Annotated in this window: 17 protein-coding genes; 15 read left to right on the forward strand and 2 right to left on the reverse strand. The window is 67.3% G+C overall.

Annotated features, from left to right (window positions below; all coding sequences use genetic code 11):
* Positions 1-106: 106 nt before the first annotated feature.
* Entirely contained in the window at positions 107-562 is a 456-nt protein-coding gene (locus tag QPK32_RS17550) for a DUF2244 domain-containing protein (protein WP_290414088.1), read from the reverse strand.
* Positions 563-699: 137 nt separating this feature from the next.
* Between QPK32_RS17550 and QPK32_RS17555 the strand changes: the two genes are divergently transcribed.
* The 11 genes from QPK32_RS17555 to QPK32_RS17605 all read left to right on the forward strand — a co-directional run bounded on the left by QPK32_RS17555 (position 700) and on the right by QPK32_RS17605 (position 13354).
* Entirely contained in the window at positions 700-1950 is a 1251-nt protein-coding gene (locus QPK32_RS17555) for an Hsp70 family protein (protein ID WP_290414089.1), read from the forward strand.
* Between the two features lie 33 nt (positions 1951-1983).
* Positions 1984-2616, forward strand: coding sequence for a 3'-5' exonuclease (locus QPK32_RS17560; protein ID WP_290414090.1), 633 nt, complete (start codon positions 1984-1986; stop codon positions 2614-2616).
* A 184-nt stretch (positions 2617-2800) separates the two neighbouring features.
* Entirely contained in the window at positions 2801-4252 is a 1452-nt protein-coding gene (locus QPK32_RS17565) for a tetratricopeptide repeat protein (protein ID WP_290414091.1), read from the forward strand.
* A gap of 159 nt (positions 4253-4411) precedes the next feature.
* The gene (locus QPK32_RS17570) at positions 4412-4744 is read left to right on the forward strand and encodes a hypothetical protein (protein ID WP_290414092.1); all 333 of its coding nucleotides are present in this window, start codon (positions 4412-4414) and stop codon (positions 4742-4744) included.
* A gap of 355 nt (positions 4745-5099) precedes the next feature.
* Entirely contained in the window at positions 5100-5483 is a 384-nt protein-coding gene (locus tag QPK32_RS17575; RefSeq protein WP_290414093.1) for a hypothetical protein, read from the forward strand.
* Between the two features lie 51 nt (positions 5484-5534).
* Entirely contained in the window at positions 5535-5966 is a 432-nt protein-coding gene (locus QPK32_RS17580; RefSeq protein WP_290414094.1) for a hypothetical protein, read from the forward strand.
* Positions 5967-5981: 15 nt separating this feature from the next.
* Positions 5982-6770 (forward strand): prohibitin family protein, encoded by a 789-nt coding sequence (locus QPK32_RS17585; protein WP_290414095.1) that lies wholly within the window; start codon positions 5982-5984, stop codon positions 6768-6770.
* Between the two features lie 107 nt (positions 6771-6877).
* Positions 6878-9055, forward strand: a complete 2178-nt coding sequence (locus QPK32_RS17590; RefSeq protein ID WP_290414096.1) for a prolyl oligopeptidase family protein — start codon at positions 6878-6880, stop codon at positions 9053-9055.
* A gap of 156 nt (positions 9056-9211) precedes the next feature.
* Positions 9212-11398 (forward strand): ATP-binding protein, encoded by a 2187-nt coding sequence (locus tag QPK32_RS17595; RefSeq protein WP_290414097.1) that lies wholly within the window; start codon positions 9212-9214, stop codon positions 11396-11398.
* Between the two features lie 122 nt (positions 11399-11520).
* Positions 11521-12477: a GlxA family transcriptional regulator gene (locus QPK32_RS17600; protein WP_290414098.1), complete on the forward strand. Its 957-nt coding sequence runs from the start codon at positions 11521-11523 to the stop codon at positions 12475-12477.
* A gap of 28 nt (positions 12478-12505) precedes the next feature.
* Positions 12506-13354, forward strand: a complete 849-nt coding sequence (locus QPK32_RS17605) for an aldo/keto reductase (protein WP_290414099.1) — start codon at positions 12506-12508, stop codon at positions 13352-13354.
* Positions 13355-13453: 99 nt separating this feature from the next.
* Here the strand turns inward: QPK32_RS17605 and QPK32_RS17610 are convergent, their stop codons facing one another.
* The gene (locus tag QPK32_RS17610) at positions 13454-14029 is read right to left on the reverse strand and encodes a helix-turn-helix domain-containing protein (RefSeq protein ID WP_290414100.1); all 576 of its coding nucleotides are present in this window, start codon (positions 14027-14029) and stop codon (positions 13454-13456) included.
* A gap of 162 nt (positions 14030-14191) precedes the next feature.
* On the opposite strand from QPK32_RS17610, the gene QPK32_RS17615 reads away from it, so the two are divergent.
* From QPK32_RS17615 to thrC, 4 genes are all read left to right on the forward strand, one after another.
* Complete coding sequence (locus tag QPK32_RS17615; protein WP_290414101.1) at positions 14192-15397, forward strand: glycine C-acetyltransferase; 1206 nt, start codon at positions 14192-14194, stop codon at positions 15395-15397.
* Positions 15398-15434: 37 nt separating this feature from the next.
* Positions 15435-16394, forward strand: coding sequence for an NAD-dependent epimerase/dehydratase family protein (locus QPK32_RS17620; RefSeq protein WP_290414102.1), 960 nt, complete (start codon positions 15435-15437; stop codon positions 16392-16394).
* Positions 16395-16531: 137 nt separating this feature from the next.
* A complete protein-coding gene (locus QPK32_RS17625; RefSeq protein ID WP_290414103.1) occupies positions 16532-17929 on the forward strand; it encodes an L-serine ammonia-lyase in 1398 nt (465 codons plus the stop codon).
* Between the two features lie 243 nt (positions 17930-18172).
* Positions 18173-19654, forward strand: a complete 1482-nt coding sequence (gene thrC / locus QPK32_RS17630) for a threonine synthase (RefSeq protein ID WP_290414104.1) — start codon at positions 18173-18175, stop codon at positions 19652-19654.
* Positions 19655-19674 lie beyond the last annotated feature (20 nt).

Here is a 19674-nt window from a genome sequence, read left to right on the forward strand (position 1 = left end):
TACCGCATTATGCAAAACATAAAAAATTTGAAACATCGGTACCCTCGCCGTGTGGATGTAAGAGGCGGCTTACACGGATGGGGTCGTCGCCGGGCGGGAGCGGCGCTCAGCGCGCCGTCGTGGAGACGGCCCGCAAAGCCTGGCGCAACTCGTGCGCCACCTGGCGCTTGCGCGCGTCCGTGACGAATTGGCCGACCTCGACCTGCACACCGCGCGCTTCCAGCTGAACGAGCGCCCGTCCCGGTCCATCCGGCAGCAGGACGCGGGTAAGGCGCGGATCGAGGCGCGTGACGCGGCGGCGCTGGGCCTGCACGCACTCGACCACGAGGGCGCCGTCCGACAGGGCGATGCGCTCGTGGTCGGTGGCATGCCGTGCATACAACAGCAGTGCGAGCCCGACGGCGGCCAGCTCGGCCAGGCTGAAGGCGAGCACCAGCCAGACGCCGTTCACGAGGAAGGCGACGGCCACGGCGAGGGACACGGTGCAGACGGCGGCGTAGGCGAGGGCGACCTGGCGCGGCGTCAGGGAGCAGTTGCGCTGCAGAGTCCATTCGCGCTGCATGGTCGCCTCGCGCCGGGGGAAGGTAGGCCGATGATACTGCAAGCCGGGCGTGGCGGCGCGGCCTCGCGGACTCGGCGCCAGGTGCCGTCCGGCCCGGAATCTGCTACACTCTCGCCCCTTTTCCACGAGAGGCTTCCATGGCGAACGCTTGCGGCGTCGACTTCGGCACGTCCAATTCCACCGTCGGCTGGGTACGCCCCGGCCATCCGACCCTCCTGACCCTGGAGGACGGCAAGCCGACCCTGCCTTCGGTCGTGTTCTTCAATGCCGACGAGGATGCGGTGCGCTATGGCCGCGCGGCCCTGGCGGACTACCTGGAGGGCTACGATGGCCGCCTGATGCGCTCGCTGAAGAGCCTGCTCGGCACGAGCCTGATGGAGGGGCAGACGGAGGTCGCCGGGCGCGCCTTGCCGTTCCGTCAACTGCTGGGCCACTTCATCGGCGAGGTCAAGCGCCGCGCCGAGCAGCAGGCCGGCCGCCCGTTCGACCATGCCGTGTTCGGCCGCCCCGTCTACTTCGTCGACGGCGATCCGGACGCCGACCGCCTGGCCGAGGACACGCTGGCCGACATCGCGCGCTCGGTGGGCTTCAAGGAGATCGGCTTCCAGTACGAGCCGATCGCCGCCGCGTTCGACTACGAGTCGCGCATCGGCGGCGAGGAGCTGGTGCTGATCGCCGACATCGGCGGCGGCACCTCGGACTTCTCGCTGGTGCGCCTGGGGCCGGAGCGCGCCGGCCGTCCCGACCGCCGCGAGGATTTGCTGGCCAACGGCGGCGTGCACATCGGCGGCACCGACTTCGACAAATACCTGAGCCTGGCGAGCGTGATGCCCTTGCTGGGCTACGGCAGCCAGCTCGTGTCGGGCGCAGCGATCCCGTCGAGCTATTATTTCAACCTGGCGACCTGGCACACGATCAACCAGGCCTATACCCGCAAGAGCGTCGCCCAGCTGGCCGAGCTCGTCCGCGACGCGGCCGAGCCCGACAAACTGCAGCGCCTGCGCCACCTGATCGACGAGCGCGCCGGCCACTGGCTCGCCATGCGCGTGGAGGAGGCCAAGATCGCGCTGTCCGACGCGCCCGAGGTCGTACTGGACCTGGACCGCCTGCGGCCGGCCGAGCAGCTGCGCATCGTGCGCGCCGGCTTCGACGAGGCCGCGGCCAGCCTCGTCGACCAGGTCGGCGCCACCGTGCAGCAATTGCTGGCGGATGCCGGCGTGGCGGCGGGGCGGGTGGACACGGTATTCTTCACGGGGGGCTCGAGCGGCGTGGCCGCGCTGCGCGAGCGCATCGCCGCCATCGTCCCGGACGCGCGCCGCGTCGAGGGCGACCTGTTCGGCAGCATCGGCGCGGGCCTGGCGCTGGACGCCGCGCGCCGTTACGGCTGAGCCGCGCCGCACACCATCACAGAAAGGATCATCGTGTTCGAACGCCCCATCGTCATGCTCGACTTCGAGACCACCGGCCTGTCGCCGGACACGGGCGACCGTATCACCGAAGTGGCCGCGCTGCGCATCGCCGGCGGCGAGATCGTCGAGCGCTACGTCTCGCTCGTCAATTGCGGCGTGCGCATCCCGTATTTCATCACCCAGCTGACCGGCATCACCCAGCAGATGGTCGACGGCGCGCCGCCGGCCGACGAGGTGGTGCCGGCGCTGCTGGACTTCATCGGTAGCGACACCCTGGCCGCCCACAACGCCAGCTTCGACGAGAAATTCCTCAAGGCCGAGGGGGCGCTGCTGGGCCGCGCTTGCCGCCACACGGGCCTGGTGTGTTCGCTGAAGCTGTCGCGCCGCGTGTTTCCGGGGCTGGCCAGCTACAAGCTGGGGCAGCTGTCGCAATCGCTGGGCATTGTGTTCGGCGGCCGCGCCCACCGCGCCGAGGCCGATGCCGAAGCCGCGGCCCAGGTACTGCTGCACATCGGCCGCCACCTGGGCGAGTCCTACGGGCTGCACCGCGTCGCGCCCGAGCTGCTGGTGTCGCTCAACGGCGTGGCGGCCGCCAAGGTCCCGCGCTTCATCGACGCCTACGTCGCGAGCCGCTCCGGCCACTGACGCCGCCGGCGCCGGCGCGTGGGCGCTTTCGCCGCTGTCCATCCCCTCCCGATTGGTGCAGGTCAAATCCGCAGCCCTGCTCAAATTTAAACTTTTGGCAAGTATCGAGTGCATGGCAAGCCGCTTGGCGCGGTTCGCCGGCCTTGTCCGTCCGAGTTCAACCACGTCAGTCCGGAGAGCGAACATGGAAGGCGACCCCTCACCGCACAAGCCCCCGCATATGCTGCCGAACACGCCGCCGCCTACGCTAACGCACACGTCGCCGCACAAGCCCGAGCTCCTGCTCTGGTTCGCGCGCGCCGCCGAGCGGGGCGATCCGTACGCGCAATTCAATCTCGCGCTGATGTACAAGAACGGCGACGGCACGCCGCGCGACGATGCCGCGGCCTGCCGCTGGCTGCGCCGCGCCGCCGGCCAGGGCCTGGCCTTCGCCCAGAACCACCTGGGCAGCATGCTGTTCCTGGGCCGCGGCCTGCCCCAGTCCGACACCGAGGCCGCGTACTGGTTCAAGCTGGCGGCGGAGCAGGGGGATCCGTCCGCCCAGCAGAATCTGGGCGACATGGCGCGCCACGGCCGCGGCATGCCGCGCGACGCCGAGCTGGCCGTCCATTGGTACGCGAAAGCGGCCGAGCAGGACCTGGCCAGTGCCCAGCAACGCCTGGGCGAATGCTACCTGCGCGGGGAAGGCGTGGCCGCCAGCCATCCGCTCGCGATGGCGTGGTTCCGCAAGGCCGCCATGCTCGAGGATGCTGCAGCCGAGGTCAGCCTGGGCCTGATGTACCGCCACGGCCAGGGCGTGGCGCCGGGCGAGGCCGAGGCCGTGCACTGGTTCCGCCGCGCCGCCGCGCGCGGCCACGCGCCGGGCCAGCGCCTGCTGGGCCAAGCCTGCCTGGAAGGCCGCGGCATGCCGCCGGACCGCACGGCGGGCATTTCCTGGCTGCGCTGCGCGGCCGAGCGGGGCGATGCGGAGGCCGCCTGGAGCCTGGGCCGGCTGCTGGCGGACGGGCCCGCGGGCCAGCGCGACGAGGCGGCGGCCCTCGCCTGGTACGAACAGGCGGCACGGCGCGGCCATGCGCCGTCGCAGTACCAGCTCGGCACCATGTATGCGCAGGGGCGCGGCACGCCACGCGACCCCCAGCGCGCCATGGTCTGGTACCGGCGTGCGGCGGACCAGGGCGCCGCCAACGCCCAATTCACCCTCGGCGTCATCTATGCCAACGGCCAGGGCGTGTGCCGCAACGAGGCCGTGGCCGCCGAATGGTACCGCCGCGCCGCGGAGCAGGGCGATGCCAGCGCGCAGAACAACCTCGGCGTCATGTATGCCAACGGCCAGGGCGTGCGCCAGGACGATGCGCTGGCCGTGCAGTGGTACGGCCTGGCGGCCGAGCAGGGCCATCCGCTGGCCCAGTACAACCTGGGCGGCATGTACGGCGCCGGCCGCGGCGTGGCGCGCGACAGCGTGCGCTCCTATATGTGGATGCTGCTGGCGGCCGACGCCGGCGACGCCGCCGCCAGCGCCACCAAGGCCATCGTCGCCCGCCGCCTGTCGCCGCGCGAGATCGACAGCGCGATCGACCTGCGCCGGCGCTGGCTGCGCGGGCGTTCGAGCGGCGGAACGGAGCGGCGCGCCGCCTGATCAGCCTGCAGTACGGCGTGCTGCGGATCGTGCCCCAACAGCGTCCCTGATTGCCATGAAGTCAACCGCTGGATACACTGGGTCGTGTCGATTCCGCGCTGCGGGCCAGCAGGGGAATATCAACGGCTAAGGTCAATCATCCAACCTCGAGGGTGGCTCTTGGAAACGCAGGAAGAAGTATGTTCAAGATTTGGGGTCGTCGGCATCCCGTCTCGTACTGGTGAACATCTCGGAATTGCGCTTGCAACCGTTGGGAAGCTGCCGATTAACGGGTTACGTGTGCGCCTCGCTGGTACGTGCGGATGGTTTATCTGGTGCGGAAAAGACGCTTCAACCGATCCCGACTTCTATCAGCCGCTGCACGTCCACCATGTCGTCGACTACCTGCCATCCGTAATGCCGTACCTGTCACTGCCTCCTGGCTACCGATTCCAAATCGCGGACGCCTACGAGGATGTGTGGTTCGACTCGACATTATTGTCGGAAAACTGACAGTAGCCGTCGTGACGGATACGCTCGCACCTTGTCCGCCGGCCCCTCGTCGAAAACAGTCATCCGCCTATTCAATGAATGCGATTGCGCTCAGCAATGCCCTGTCATTAAGATGACATCGGAATATCGGCGTCTTGGCGCAACGCCTTGGCTCCGGTTGCGAAGCGCAGACGCTGACGCGCGGGTTGGCAGCACCAAGCAATACCATTCGGTGCATCTTCCAGGACGTCGCGAACAACCAGGTCAATTTCGCGTATTAATTGCATACTGGCCTTGTGCTGGCTTTTGCAGCTCAGCCGCGAGCATCGCTGGATTAAATGCACGGGCCTGTCGACGATCCAAACCGGGAGAGTAAATGAAGCATGTTTTCGTTCTTGCTGGCGCCCTTGCATTGACACCGCCAACGTTATTGGCGAGTGATTCAACCCTGTACGACTTGTCGGTGAAGGATGTCCCGGTGGAGAATGGGAAGCTGCTCGACATGGATTTTCGGGAAATCGAGCGAAGGACGGATTCATCGATTGTTCAGATCATACGTCGGTCCGGCGGGTCGGTTTCGTCATCGATGTTTGTTCTTCGAGGCATGTGCGGGCTAGCACGTTCACGACACGCTCAGTATTTCATACCGCGTCGAATACCAGACGAGAAAATTGAACGCTACCTAGTCACATTTCCAAGTGATGAGCCGGAACCCGGAAAAGGCTTCACCATGACGCAATGCGATCTGATGCGGTACTGATCGCGGAATTACCGATTCGCCGTGCCGTGGTCCGCTACGGATCGGTTTTTCGTGCTGCCTGAGATCCTCGATGTTGCGGCCGTAGCGCTTTGCGGTGCTGAGCATAACGGTCGGTTACCGCGAACATTTCGTGCCGTTGGTGCACGATTTACCTCTCATATCCAGCGGCCAGGCGGCGTCCATGCGACTGTGGCCTTGCAGGCCATGTATTCGAACTCTTACCAAAGGGAACTCACCAACATTCCCATTCGCGCAGCCCGCAACGCGTTTATTCGACGCGCCTTTAGGTCGCATTGGCGATATCGTCGTATTAGCGATTTCGTTCCCAGTATGTCGGATACGAATGTCGGGCGCTTCGAAGTTTCCGCAGATGGGGATCTAAAATATCTGATTTTCATCTTCCATTCCCGGCGCTACACTTTATTTGTCGTCATCGAACAAGACGACCTGCCGGAGAAAATACATCGTCCGGCAGAACCATGAGAAAGGAAAAGAATAATGAAAACCCTGCCGTTGAAAGTGTTCGGCATCATCGTCCTGCTGATCCTGCTATGGTCGCTCGCGCCATTCGGCACGGTTCCGGCCGGGCACCGGGGCGTGATGACGACGTTCGGCAGCCCGAGCGACCAGGTGCTGAGCGAGGGTATCCATTTCCGCATCCCGCTGGCGCAGAAGCTCAACCTGGTGAATGTCTCGATCCAGAAAGGCGAGGGCGATGGCGACGCCGCGTCGCGCGACCTGCAGACCGTCCATACGCGGGTGGCGCTGAACTACCACGTGCTGCCGCAGGGCACCGTGTCCGTGTTCCGCGACCTCGGCAACGAGCCCGGCACGCGCATCATCCTGCCGGCCGTGCAGGAAGCCGTGAAGGCCGTCACGGCACGCTTCACGGCGGAGGAACTGGTGGCCAAGCGTACCGACGTGCGCGACCAGATTGTCGCCCAGCTGCGCGAGCGCCTGGGACGGCACGGCATCGTCGTGGACGAGTTCTCGATCGTGAACTTCAACTTCTCGAAGTCGTTCAACGACGCGATCGAAGCCAAGACGACGGCCGAGCAGTTGAAGCTCAAGGCCGAGCGTGACCTGCAGCGCATCGAGGTCGAGGCCAAGCAGCGCGTCGCCCAGGCCCGCGCCGAGGCGGAATCGCTGGCCGTGCAGCGCCAGCAGGTGACGCCCGAGTTGATCCGCCTGCGCGAGATGGAGAACCAGCGCATGGCGATCGAGAAGTGGGACGGCAAGCTGCCGAACGTCGCCGGCGGCGCGGTGCCTTTCATCAATGTGAAGTGACATGACGTGAAGCAGGGTGAGGTGATGCACGTCATTCAATGAATTCGGGCTAAGATGCTTTGTGGTATTTCCGATAAGCGTTCATCGACTCCGATATTGACAACCATATGCACCTGAGACACCTCACCCTGGCCGCCGCGCTGGCCGCCGCTTTCGGCGCCGGCCCGGCGCTCGCCCAAGCGCAGGCACCGGCCTGCAACGGCACGCCGCTGGCCTATCCGGTCGCCAAGAAGGTCGACCAGACCGACGATTATTTCGGCACCAGGGTCGCCGACCCGTACCGCTGGCTGGAAGATGCGAACAGCGCCGAGACGAAGGCCTGGGTCGATGCCGAGAACAAGGTGACGCAGGCCTATCTCGCGCAGATCCCGCAGCGCGGCGCGATCCGCGAGCGCCTCACCCAGCTGTGGAACTACGAGCGCTACACGGTGCCGTACAAGGAGGGCGGACGCTACTTCTACAGCCGCAACGACGGCCTGCAGAACCAGAGCGTGCTGTACACGATGACGTCGCTGGACGACACGCCCCGGATGCTGCTGGACCCGAACACGCTGGCGGCGGACGGCACCGTCGCGCTGGCCGGCACCGCCGTGAGCCCGGACGGCAAACTGCTCGCCTATTCGACGGCGGCCTCGGGCTCGGACTGGAACCAGATCCGCGTGCGCGACATCGAGACGGGCAAGGACCTGGACGACCACATCAAGTGGGTCAAGTTCTCCAGCACCGCCTGGACCCACGACGGCAAGGGTTTCTTCTACAGCCGCTACGACGAGCCGAAGGAAGCGACCAAGCTGGCCGACGTCAACTACTTCCAGAAGCTGTATTACCACAAGGTCGGCACGCCGCAGAGCGCCGACACGCTCGTCTACGACCGGCCGGACGAAAAGGAATGGGGCTTCCAGGCCATGACGACGGACGACGGCCGCTACCTGATCATCCAGGCCAGCAAGGGGACTGCGCACAAATACCGTATCTTCTACAAGGACCTCTCCAAACCCGGCGCCAAGGTGCTGCCGCTGATCGACAATTTCGACGCGGCCTATGAATTCGTCGACAACGTCGGCCCCGTGTTCTACTTCGTCACCGACCGCAAGGCACCTCGCCAGCGCATCGTCGCCATCGACACCCGCAAGCCGCGGGAAGGCGCGTGGAAGACCGTGGTGCCCGAAGGCCGCGACACGCTCGTGGCCAGCCACCTCATCGACAACCAGCTCGTCAACGAATACCTGGTCGATGCGCGCAGCAGCGTGCGCATCGTCGACCTGGACGGCAAGCCCGTGCGCGAGCTGGCGCTGCCGGGCATCGGCAGCGTGTCCGGCTTCGGCGGCAAGCGGAGCGAGGGCGAAACCTTCTTCGCCTTCACCAGCTACACGATGCCGACGACGATCTACCGCCTCGACATGCAGCGCGGCGCCAGCACGGTGTTCCGCCAGCCGAAGGTGGCGTTCGACCCGGCCGCCTACGAGACGCGCCAGCAGTTCTATACAAGCCGCGACGGTACCAGGGTGCCGATGTTCATCGTGTCGAAGAAGGGCCTGAAGCTGGACGGCGGCAATCCAACCTACTTGTACGGCTACGGCGGCTTCAATATCTCGCTCACGCCCGCGTTCTCGCCGGCCAACCTGGCCTGGATGGAGATGGGCGGCGTGTACGTGGTCGCCAACCTGCGCGGCGGCGGCGAATACGGCGAGGCCTGGCACGAGGCGGGGACGAAGCTCAAGAAGCAGAACGTGTTCGACGACTTCATCGGCGCGGCCGAATGGCTGGTGGCCAACAAGGTCACGTCGCCCGGCAAGCTGGCGATCGGCGGGGGCAGCAACGGCGGCCTGCTGGTGGGCGCCGCGATGACGCAGCGTCCCGATTTGTTCGGCGCCGCGATCCCGCAGGTGGGCGTGATGGACATGCTGCGCTTCCACAAGTTCACCATCGGCTGGGCCTGGACCTCGGACTACGGCTCGTCCGAGAACGCGGACGAGTTCAAGGCGCTGGTCAAGTACTCGCCGCTGCACAACATCAAGTCCGGCACCTGCTATCCGGCGACGATGATCACGACGGCCGACCACGACGACCGCGTGGTCCCGGCGCACAGCTTCAAGTTCGCCGCGGCGGCCCAGGCGGCGCAGGCGGGCGGCAATCCGGTGATCATCCGCATCGACACCAAGGCGGGCCACGGCGCGGGCAAGCCGACGGCCAAGCAGATCGAGGAAGTCGCGGACCGCTGGGGTTTCCTGGCCCGGGCGCTGAAGATGGACGAACCGGCCACCGTGGCGAGCGGCGCGCAATAGGCGATTGTTGTACGCTGCCGACGCCACGGGATGCGCCGGCAGCGAAATCGCCGGCCGGAATGGCAAGCCTTGGCGGACGAGGGCGTCCGCTGAGGCATAATGCAGGAAGTGCATTTGTCCAAATATATCCTGTCGCCCCGAGCGGCGGAATCCCGCATGAAAATCCGCGCGTATTTACTGATCATGGTCGGCGCCATCGTCCTGCCGATCTGCTTGTTCGCCGCCGTCGCCCTGCAGACGCTGTTGCGTGCCGAGCGCGAAGCCGCGCTGCAGGCGCTCACGGAGACCGTCAGCGCCACCGCGCTGCTGGTGGACCGTGAACTGAGCAGCGCGGAAGCCGCGCTGCGCGTGCTGGCGCGCTCGCCGCACCTGGCCAGCGGCGACATCCGCGCCTTCTACGACCACGCCAGGAGCGCCGACCGCGGCGAAGGGGGCAGGACGATCCTGTTCGACGCCGAGGGCCAGCAGATCATCAATACGGTGGCGCCGTATGGGCAGCCGCTGCGGCCCGCGCCGGACTACGTGCGGGCGCGCACGCGCCGCGTCATCGAGACCCAGCAGACGGTGGTATCGGACCTGATCATCGGCGCGCTGCAGCAGATCCCCGTCACGACGATCAACGTCCCCGTGCCGCTCGACGGCGGGCGGCGCTACGTGCTGGGGTCCGTGTTCGCGCCGGATTATTTCAGCAAGCTGATCGCGCGCCGCACCATGCCGCCGAGCTGGACCTTGTCCGTGATCGACCGCGCCGGCCACTACGTCGCCCGCTCGCGCTTGCCGACGCGGCTGGGCACGCATGCCAATCCCGCGCTGATGGACGCGGCGAACGCGCACGCCGAGGGCCAGATCCGCTACAGCAACCGTTCGGGCGTGGACTCCTACCATGCCTATACGCGCTCGCCGATGTCGGGGTGGATCGTCGCCGTCAGCGTGCCCGCGGGCGAGATCGAAGGCGCCGCGCGCCGCGCGACGACGCTGGCGGCCGCCGGCATGCTGGTGGCGCTGCTGTGCGCGAGCGGGGCCGCCGTGTTCTTCGGGCGCCGGCTGCTGCGTTCGATCGCCGGGGCGGCCGCGACGGCCGCCATGCTGGGCCGCGGCGAAGAACCCCGGCATTCCGCCACCGGGATCGCCGAAGTGGACGCCTTGCAGGATGCGATGCGCGACGCCGGACGCAAGCTGGCCGAGGCGGACCGGGAGCGCGGCCGCCTGCTGGCGCGCGAGCAGGACGCGCGCCGGCTGGCCGAGGAGCAGGTGCGCATCCGCGACGACTTCCTCGCCATGCTGAGCCACGAGCTGCGCAATCCGCTCAGCGGCATCGTGGGCGCCGCCCAGCTGTTGGGGATGGAGAGCCCGAACCCGGCCATGAAACGCAACGCCCAGGACATCCTGGTGCGCCAGAGCCGGCACCTGACGCGCATCGTCGACGACCTGCTGGACCTGGCGCGCCTGGCGCGCGGCAAGATCAAGCTGGAGATGCAGCCGGTCGAGCTGTCGGCGGTGGTCGAATCGACGGTGTCCGCGCTGCGGGTGGCGGGCCGGGTCGAGCACGTGCTCGCGTCCCGCCTGCAGCGCCTGTGGGTGCGGGGCGACCGCACCCGTATCGAGCAGGTGGTCGGCAACCTCGTGACGAATGCCCTGAAGTACACGCCGCCCGGCGGGCGCATCGATATCGTGCTGGAGGCGCGCGAGGGCATGGCCTGCCTGGACGTGGCCGATACGGGCGTGGGCATCGCGCCGGAGCTGATGCCGAAGCTGTTCGACATCTTCGTGCAGGGGGCGGTGTCGCTCGACCGCGCGCAGGGCGGCCTGGGCATCGGCCTCGCGCTGGTGCAGCGCCTGGCCGCGCTGCACGGCGGCACCATCGAGGCCGACAGCGCGGGCAGCGGGAAGGGCAGCACGTTCCGCTTGCGCCTGCCCCTGCTGGCCGCGCTGCCGCATGAGGCCGTTCCCGCGGGCGAAAAGGTGCCCGTGGCGCCGGCGCGCAGCTTCTCGACCGTGCTGCTGGTCGACGACAACGACGACGCGCGGCGCATGCTGGCGGGGCAGTTCGAGGCTGCCGGCTGGCGCGTGTCCGAAGCGGCCGACGGCATCGCCGGCCTGGCGCTGGCGCAGCGCGTGCGTCCCGACCTGGCCGTCGTCGATATCGGCCTGCCGGGCATCGATGGCTACCAGGTGGCGCGCGCGTTGCGCGCCGACGCGTCGTTCGACGGCCTGCGCCTGGTCGCCCTGACGGGCTACGGCCAGGAGGCCGACCGCCTGCGCGCGCTGGATGCCGGCTTCGATGCGCACTACGTGAAACCGCCCGATTTCGAGGTGCTGACGCGCAGCCTGGCCGCAGCCTGACCCCCGCCCGGCCGCCGCGAGGGGAGCAGCGCCGCCGATTGACCGAATTCGAGGGATATCGGTCCCAACGCATGGGCTCCGTTTTGGGAAGATCTTCCTGTGACAACGACAGGAGTGCTTCCATGATTCGCGATATCGCGATTGTTGCCTTTCCCGGTTTCCAGCTGGTCGACCTGGCCGCGCTGAACGTCTTCGAGCTCGCCAACCGCCAGCCCGGCGGCCCCCGTTACCGCTTGCACGTGCTGTCGCGCCAGGGCGGGCCAGTGCCCAGCTCGGCGGGCGTCAGCGTCGGCACCGTCGCCTTCGACACGCTCGACGGCCCGCCCGATACCATGATCGTGTTCGGCGGCGACGACCTCGACGCCCAGCCGCGCGCGCTGCTCGACTTCCTGGCGCAGGCCGGCAGCCGGGCGCGCCGCACGGCCAGCATCTGCAGCGGCGTGTTCCTGCTGGCCGCGGCCGGCCTCGTCGAAGGCCGCAGCGTGACCACCCACTGGAACCTCGCCGCCGAGCTGCAGCGCCGCCATCCCGGCGTGCGCGTGGAGCCGGACCGCATCTTCATCAACGACGGCCCGTACTGGACCTCGGCGGGCATGACGGCCGGCGTCGACCTGGCGCTGGCGCTGGTCGAGCAAGACCTGGGCAGCGAGGCGGCACGCGAGATCGCACGCCACATGGTCGTGTACTACCGGCGCAGCGGCGGGCAGTCGCAGTTTTCCAGCCCGGTGGACCTGGCGCCGCGCTCCGAGCGCATCCAGGCCGCGCTGGCCTACGCGCGCGGCAACCTGTGCCGCCCGCTGTCGCTGGAAGAGCTGGCGGATGCGGCGCGCCTGTCGCGGCGCCAGTTCAGCCGCAGCTTCCGCGCCGAGACGGGACAGACGCCGGCGCGCGCCGTCGAGCAGCTGCGGGTGCAGGCCGCGCGCGAGCTCATCGAAACCACCAGCCAGCCCATCGAGGCGGTCGCCCGCGAGAGCGGCTTCCTCGACCCCGAGCGCATGCGCCGCGCCTTCCTGCGCGCCTTCGGCCATCCGCCGCAGGCGATCAAGCGCCAGGCCCGCGCCGGCCGCCTTCCCACCTGAACCTTCACACACTACCGAGGACTCGACCATGACGAACAACGATACTTTCCTGCTCGGCGGCAGCACCCCGATCCGGCGCCTGGGCTACGGCGCGATGCGCATCACGGGCCCCGGCGTGTGGGGCGATCCGCCCGACCGCGACGGCGCCATCGCGCTGCTGCGCAGCCTGCCCGAACTGGGCGTGGACTTCATCGACACGGCCGATTCCTATGGCCCCAACGTGTCCGAGGAACTGATCCGCGACGCCCTCGCGCCGTACCGCGCCGGCACCGTCGTCGCCACCAAGGCCGGCCTGGCGCGCACGGGGCCGGGCAACTGGGTACCGCTGGGCCGCCCCGAATACCTGATCCAGCAGGCCTACGCCAGCCTGCGCCGGCTGGGCGTGGAGCAGATCGACTTGTGGCAGCTGCACCGCATCGACCCGGCGGTGCCGCGCGGCGAACAGTTCGGCGCCATCGCCTGGCTGCTGGAGCAGGGCGTGATCCGGCACGCGGGCCTGTCCGAGGTGGGCGTGGAGGAGATCGCGGAAGCGCGCCGGTATTTTCCCGTGGCGACGGTGCAGAACCGCTACAACCTGGCCGAGCGCCAGAGCGAGGACGTGCTGGCGTATGCGGAGGACCACGGCATCGGCTTCATCCCCTGGTTCCCGCTGGCGGCAGGCAGCCTGCTGCAGCCGGGCGGCGTGCTCGACGCCATCGCGCGCCGCCACGGCGCCACGCCGGGCCAGGTGGCGCTGGCCTGGCTGCTCCGGCGCAGCCCCGTGATGCTGCCGATTCCCGGCACGTCGAGCCTGGCGCACCTGCGCGAGAACCTGGGGGCGTGGCAGGTGGCCTTGTCGGACGAGGAATTCGCGGCGCTGTCGCAACTGGGCCGCTAGTCGTAGCACGTCGTCCCGGCGAAGGCAGGGACCCAATCTTGCAAGCGTTGCCGTGATATTACATTGGGCCCCTGCCTCCGCAGGGGCGACGGCAGCGGCTCAGCGGTGCACCACCACCATCAGCGCCTTCGCCTCGGCCTTGCCCGCGTTGCGGATCACGTGATCCTGGTCGGCCGGATAGCGCGCCGTCGCGCCGTGCTTGATTTTCTTCTTTTCTCCCCCCACCTCGAGTTCCACCGTGCCCGTGACGATGGTGAGGTGCTCCGTGGTGCCGGGGTCGTGCGCCTGCGAGGCCAGTTCGCCGCCCGGCTGCAGCGTCAGTTCGTACCATTCGTACTTGCCCGCCAGCTCCATGGGCCCCAGGATGCGCAGCGAGTAGCCGGCGTGGGCGCCGGGCAGGGTCGGGATCTCGTGGGCTTCCACCACGCGGATATGCTCGGCGGTGCGCACCTCGGACGACAGCAGCTCGCCGATCTGCACGCCCAGCGCATTGGCCAGGCGCCAGGTGATGGCGATGGTCGGGTTGGCCTTCTCGCGCTCGATCTGCGACAGCATCGACTTGGAGACGCCGGCGATGCGCGACAGGTCTTCCAGCGTCAGGCCGCGCGCCAGGCGCAGGCGCTGCAGCGTGGCGCCCACTTCCGGAGGTGCATTATTGGTAACGACGGTATTCATCTAAGCTTATATATTCTTGCTTGCCAAGTTCAATGGCCAGGGGTAAGATTCGATATATTGAATTCGCGTTCGACATAGAGAACAAGTTCAAGACATCGAACGACCCACGGTACAACATCCGCCAACCCCCGGTCAAGCCGGACAGTAAAAAGGACGAAGGTTATGAGCGACCAGGCTTTTTATAGCGCCCTCCAGCAGAAACTCGACACGCTCCAGTGCGAGGGCCTGTTCAAGCCCGAGCGCGTGCTCGCTTCGCGCCAGGGCGCGGAAGTGGTCGCCCAGGACGGCCGCACGCTGATCAATATGTGCGCCAACAATTACCTGGGCCTGTCCGGCGACCTCGAGACGCAGAAGGCGGCGGAAGCCGCGCTGCAGAAATACGGCTACGGCCTGTCGTCGGTGCGCTTCATCTGCGGCACCCAGACCGTGCACAAGGAACTGGAGCAGGCGCTGTCGCGCTTCCTGGGCACCGAGGACACGATCCTGTACGCGGCCGCCTTCGACGCCAACGGCGGCGTGTTCGAGCCCCTGTTCGACGAGAACGACGCGATCATCTCGGACGCGCTGAACCACGCGTCGATCATCGACGGCGTACGTCTGTGCAAGGCGGCGCGTTATCGCTACGCCAACAACGACATGGCCGACCTGGAAAAGCAGCTGCAGGCGGCCACCGACGCCGGCAAGCGCCACAAGATCATCGTCACCGACGGCGTGTTCTCGATGGACGGCACCATCGCCAAGCTGGACGAGATCGTGGCGCTGGCCGAGAAATACGGCGCACTGACCATGATCGACGAATCGCACGCCTCCGGCTTCATGGGCGCGACGGGCCGCGGCACGCACGAGCACTGCGGCGTGATGGGCAAGATCGACATCATCACGGGCACGCTGGGCAAGGCCCTGGGCGGCGCCATGGGCGGCTTCACGTCGGGCCGCAAGGAAGTCATCGAAATGCTGCGCCAGAAGTCGCGTCCCTACCTGTTCTCGAACACGCTGGCCCCGATGATCGCCGGCGCCTCGCTGGCCGTGCTGGAGCGCATCAGCAAGAGCACCGAGCTGCGCGACCGCCTGCACGAGAACACCGCCTATTTCCGCAAGGAGATCGAGCGCATCGGCTTCACCATCAAGCCGGGCACGCACCCGGTGGTGCCGGTGATGCTGTTCGAGGCGCCGGTCGCGCAGAAATTCGCGGCCCGCATGTTCGAACTGGGCGTGCTGCTGTCGGGCTTCTTCTACCCGGTGGTGCCGATGGGCCAGGCGCGCGTGCGCGTCCAGCTGTCCGCCGCCCACACCCGCGAGCAGCTCGACACGGTGCTGGCCGCCTTCGAACAGGCCGGCCGCGAGCTGGGCATCCTCAAGACGCAATAAGAACATCGGAATAATCCAGAAAGACAGGACCAACAGCATGGAACGCATCCTCATCATCGGCGCCAACGGCCAGATCGGCAGCGAACTCGTGACCGCCCTGGCGGACAAGCACGGCGCGGACAACGTCATCGCCTCGGACATCGGCGCCGACAACGTCTACGGCGCCAAGCGCTACACCCGCGTCGACGTGCTCGACAAGGACGCCGTGGCGCGCCTCGTCGCGGACGAGAACATCACCCAGGTCTACCAGCTGGCGGCGCTGCTGTCGGCCACCGGCGAGAAGGCGCCGCTGAAAGCCTGGACGCTGAACATGGACGGCCTGCTGAACATCCTGGAAATCGCGCGCGAGCGCGGCGAGGCCGGCAAGCCGCTGAAGGTGTTCTGGCCCTCGTCGATCGCTGCCTTCGGCCCGAACACGCCGTCGGACGCGCCCCAGTACGCGATCATGGACCCGACCTCGATCTACGGCATCAGCAAGCTGGCGGGCGAGCGCCTGTGCGAGTACTACCACGCCAAGTATGGCGTCGACGTGCGCAGCATCCGCTATCCGGGCATCATCAGCTTCAAGTCGCCTCCGGGCGGCGGCACCACCGACTACGCGATCGCGATCTTCCACGCGGCGCTGCGCGGCGAAGTCTACGAATGCTTCCTGGGCCCGGAAACCACGCTGCCGATGATCTACATGCCGGACGCGATCCGCGCCACCGTCGAGCTGATGGAAGCGCCGGCGGAACAGGTCGGGATCCGCTCCTCGTACAACGTGGCCGGCGTGTCGTTCAACCCGCGCGAGCTGGCCGCCGCCATCGCCGCCAAGCTGCCCTCGTTCCGCATCGACTACAAGCCCGACAGCCGCCAGCAGATCGCCGACTCGTGGCCGAAGAGCCTCGACGACGCCCGTGCCACCGCCGACTGGGGCTGGAAGGCGGCCATCGGCGTGGATGCGATGGTGACGGACATGCTGGCCAATGTCGACGTCGGCCTCGGCAAAGCCGCCTGAAATAACAAATAACGTATAACATCGTCGTTCCCGCGCAGGCGGTAACCCATGCTGAAGGTGATTAGCCCGCCCAGTATGGGTTCCTGCCTGCGCGGGAACGACGTTTGTATCAACACGAGAAACACAGGAGACAGCTCATGGACATGAGCGTATTTGACCTCTTCAAGATCGGCATCGGACCGTCCAGCTCCCACACGGTGGGTCCGATGGTCGCTGCGCGCCGCTTCCTGAACGATTACCAGGCGGAGGCAGGCTCGCTGGACGACGTCGTCGGCGTGGAAGCGCACCTGTACGGCTCGCTGGCGCTGACGGGCGTGGGCCACGCGACCGACAAGGCGGTGATCCTCGGCCTGATGGGCGAGACGCCGCAGGACGTCGATCCGGACCGCGTCGAGGACAAGCTGGCCGAAGCGGAGCTGGACGGCGCATTGCGCCTGCTCGGCACGAAGACGGTGCCGTTCACGCAGCGCGAGAACCTCGTCTGGCACAAGCAGTCGACGCTGCCCGAGCACCCGAACGGCATGCGCTTCGTGCTGCACCTGGCGGACGGCAGCCTGGTCGAGCGCATCTATTATTCGGTCGGCGGCGGTTTCATTACCGCGGCCGGCGAATCGCAGGCGGCCAAGGAGGCGCAGCCCGCCGCCAACGTGCCGTTCCCCTTCAACACGATGGGCGAGCTGCTGGAGCAGGGCCGCCGCCACGACCTGTCGATTCCCGCGATGCTGCGCGCGAACGAGTGCGCGCGCATGAGCAACGAGGAGCTCGATGCGGGCCTGGACCGCATCTGGCACGTGATGCGCGACTGCATCGCCCACGGCCTCGTCACCGAGGGCCAGCTGCCGGGCGGCTTGAACGTCAAGCGCCGCGCGGCCAAGCTGTGGCGCCAGGAGCAGGAAGCGAAGCACGCCGCCAACCACCTGCCGCACGACGCCGTGAACCAGGTCAGCCTGTACGCGATGGCCGTCAACGAAGAGAACGCGGCCGGCGGCCGGGTCGTCACGGCACCGACGAACGGCGCCGCCGGCATCATTCCCGCCGTGCTGCGCTACTACGCCGAGGATTGCCGGCCCAGCGACCCGCAGCGCGGCATCCGCGACTTCCTGCTGACGTCCGCCGCCATCGGCATGCTGTGCAAGAAGAACGCGTCGATCTCGGGCGCGGAGATCGGCTGCCAGGGCGAAGTCGGCGTCGCCTGCGCGATGGCGGCGGCGGGCCTCGTGGCGGCGCTGGGCGGCAGCAACGGCAAGATCGAGAATGCCGCGGAAATCGGCATCGAGCACCACCTGGGCATGACCTGCGACCCGATCGGCGGCCTGGTGCAGATTCCCTGCATCGAGCGCAACGGCATGGGCGCGATCAAGGCCATCACGGCGGCCTCGCTGGCGCTCAAGGGCGACGGCACGCACTTCGTCAGCCTCGACGACGTGATCGAGACGATGCGCCAGACGGGGGCGGACATGCAGGCGAAGTACAAGGAGACGTCGCTGGGCGGCCTGGCGATCCACGTCGTGACGGTCAACCACGCCGCCTGCTGATCCAGCGCCGATGGTGGGCACGGGGCGCCCACCCTAGGTCCCGTGGCGTCCGCACAACGCGGGCCCCTGCCGTAGGGGGAGGGGTCAGAGCCCGGTTTTGTTTCTGAAGGGCTCTGACCCCGGTGTTCCGTCGCGCCGCCCTTCTCTCCGACGATACCAAACAATATTCGGTAAAAGACAATATTTCCGCGGCGGGACTATAATTAACCTCCCACGCCAGCCAACCCGGAATCTTTCTACCGTATGCATTATGTGTCCACCCGCGCGACGAGCGCGTCCGCAGCACGCAATCCCCAAACGTTCTCGAGCATCCTGCTGGGCGGCCTGGCGCCGGACGGCGGCCTGTATCTCCCCAGCGACTACCCCCAAGTGACGTCCGCCGAGCTCGATGCCTGGCGCAGCCTGTCGTATGCGGAACTCGCGTACGAAATCCTGCGCAAGTTCGCCACCGACATCCCGGACGCCGATCTGCGCGCCCTGACGGCCAACACCTATACGGCCGACGTGTACCGCAACGCGCGCGCCGACGAATCGAGCAGCGAGATCACGCCGCTGCGCGTGCTGGAGAAAGGCGGGCAGGGCACGCTGATCCTGCAAGGCCTGTCGAACGGTCCGACGCTGGCGTTCAAGGACATGGCGATGCAGCTGCTGGGCAACCTGTTCGAATATGCGCTTGCGCAGAACGGCGACGAGTTGAACATCTTCGGCGCCACCTCGGGCGACACGGGCAGCGCCGCGGAATACGCGATGCGCGGCAAGCGCGGCATCCGCGTGTTCATGCTGTCGCCGCACCAGAAGATGAGCGCCTTCCAGACCGCGCAGATGTTCAGCCTGCAGGACCCGAACATCTTCAACATCGCCGTCGAGGGCGTGTTCGACGATTGCCAGGACATGGTCAAGGCGGTGTCCTCCGACCTCGAGTTCAAGGCGCGCCAGAAGATCGGCACCGTCAACTCGATCAACTGGGCGCGCGTGGTCGCCCAGGTCGTGTACTACTTCCGCGGCTACCTGAAGACCACCACGTCGAACGACCAGAAGGTCTCGTTCACGGTCCCCTCGGGGAACTTCGGCAATATCTGCGCGGGCCACATCGCGCGCATGATGGGTCTGCCGATCGACAAGCTGGTCGTCGCCACCAACGAGAACAACGTGCTCGACGAATTCTTCCGCACGGGTGTGTACCGCGTGCGGAAGAGCAGCGAAACGTACCACACGAGCAGCCCGTCGATGGACATCTCGAAGGCCTCGAACTTCGAGCGCTTCGTCTACGACCTGGTCGGCCGCGACGCCGAGCGTACCCACGCGCTGTTCCGCAAGGTGGAAACGCACGGCGGCTTCGACCTGTCCGGCGGCCCGGGCAGCGACGGCGACGAATTCAAGCTGGTCGCGAACTACGGCTTCCAGTCCGGCACCTCGCGCCACGAGGACCGCCTGGCGACGATCCGCTCCGTGTTCGACGACTACGGCATCACCATCGACACCCACACGGCCGACGGCATCAAGGTCGCGCGCGAGTACCTCGACCCGGCCGTGCCGATGATCGTGCTGGAGACGGCGCTGGCGGCCAAGTTCAACGAAACGATCCTGGAAGCGCTGGGCACGGACGCCGCGCGCCCGGCCGGCTTCGAGAACATCGAGTCGCTGCCGCAGCGCTTCGTGGTGATGCATCCGAACGTCGCGCAGATGAAGGAATTCATCGCGGCGCACACGGGGTTGGCCGTATGAGCGCCCAGAACCAGGCGCCG

Source organism: Massilia sp. YIM B02763 (genome assembly GCF_030412015.1).
Classification (GTDB): domain Bacteria; phylum Pseudomonadota; class Gammaproteobacteria; order Burkholderiales; family Burkholderiaceae_D; genus Telluria.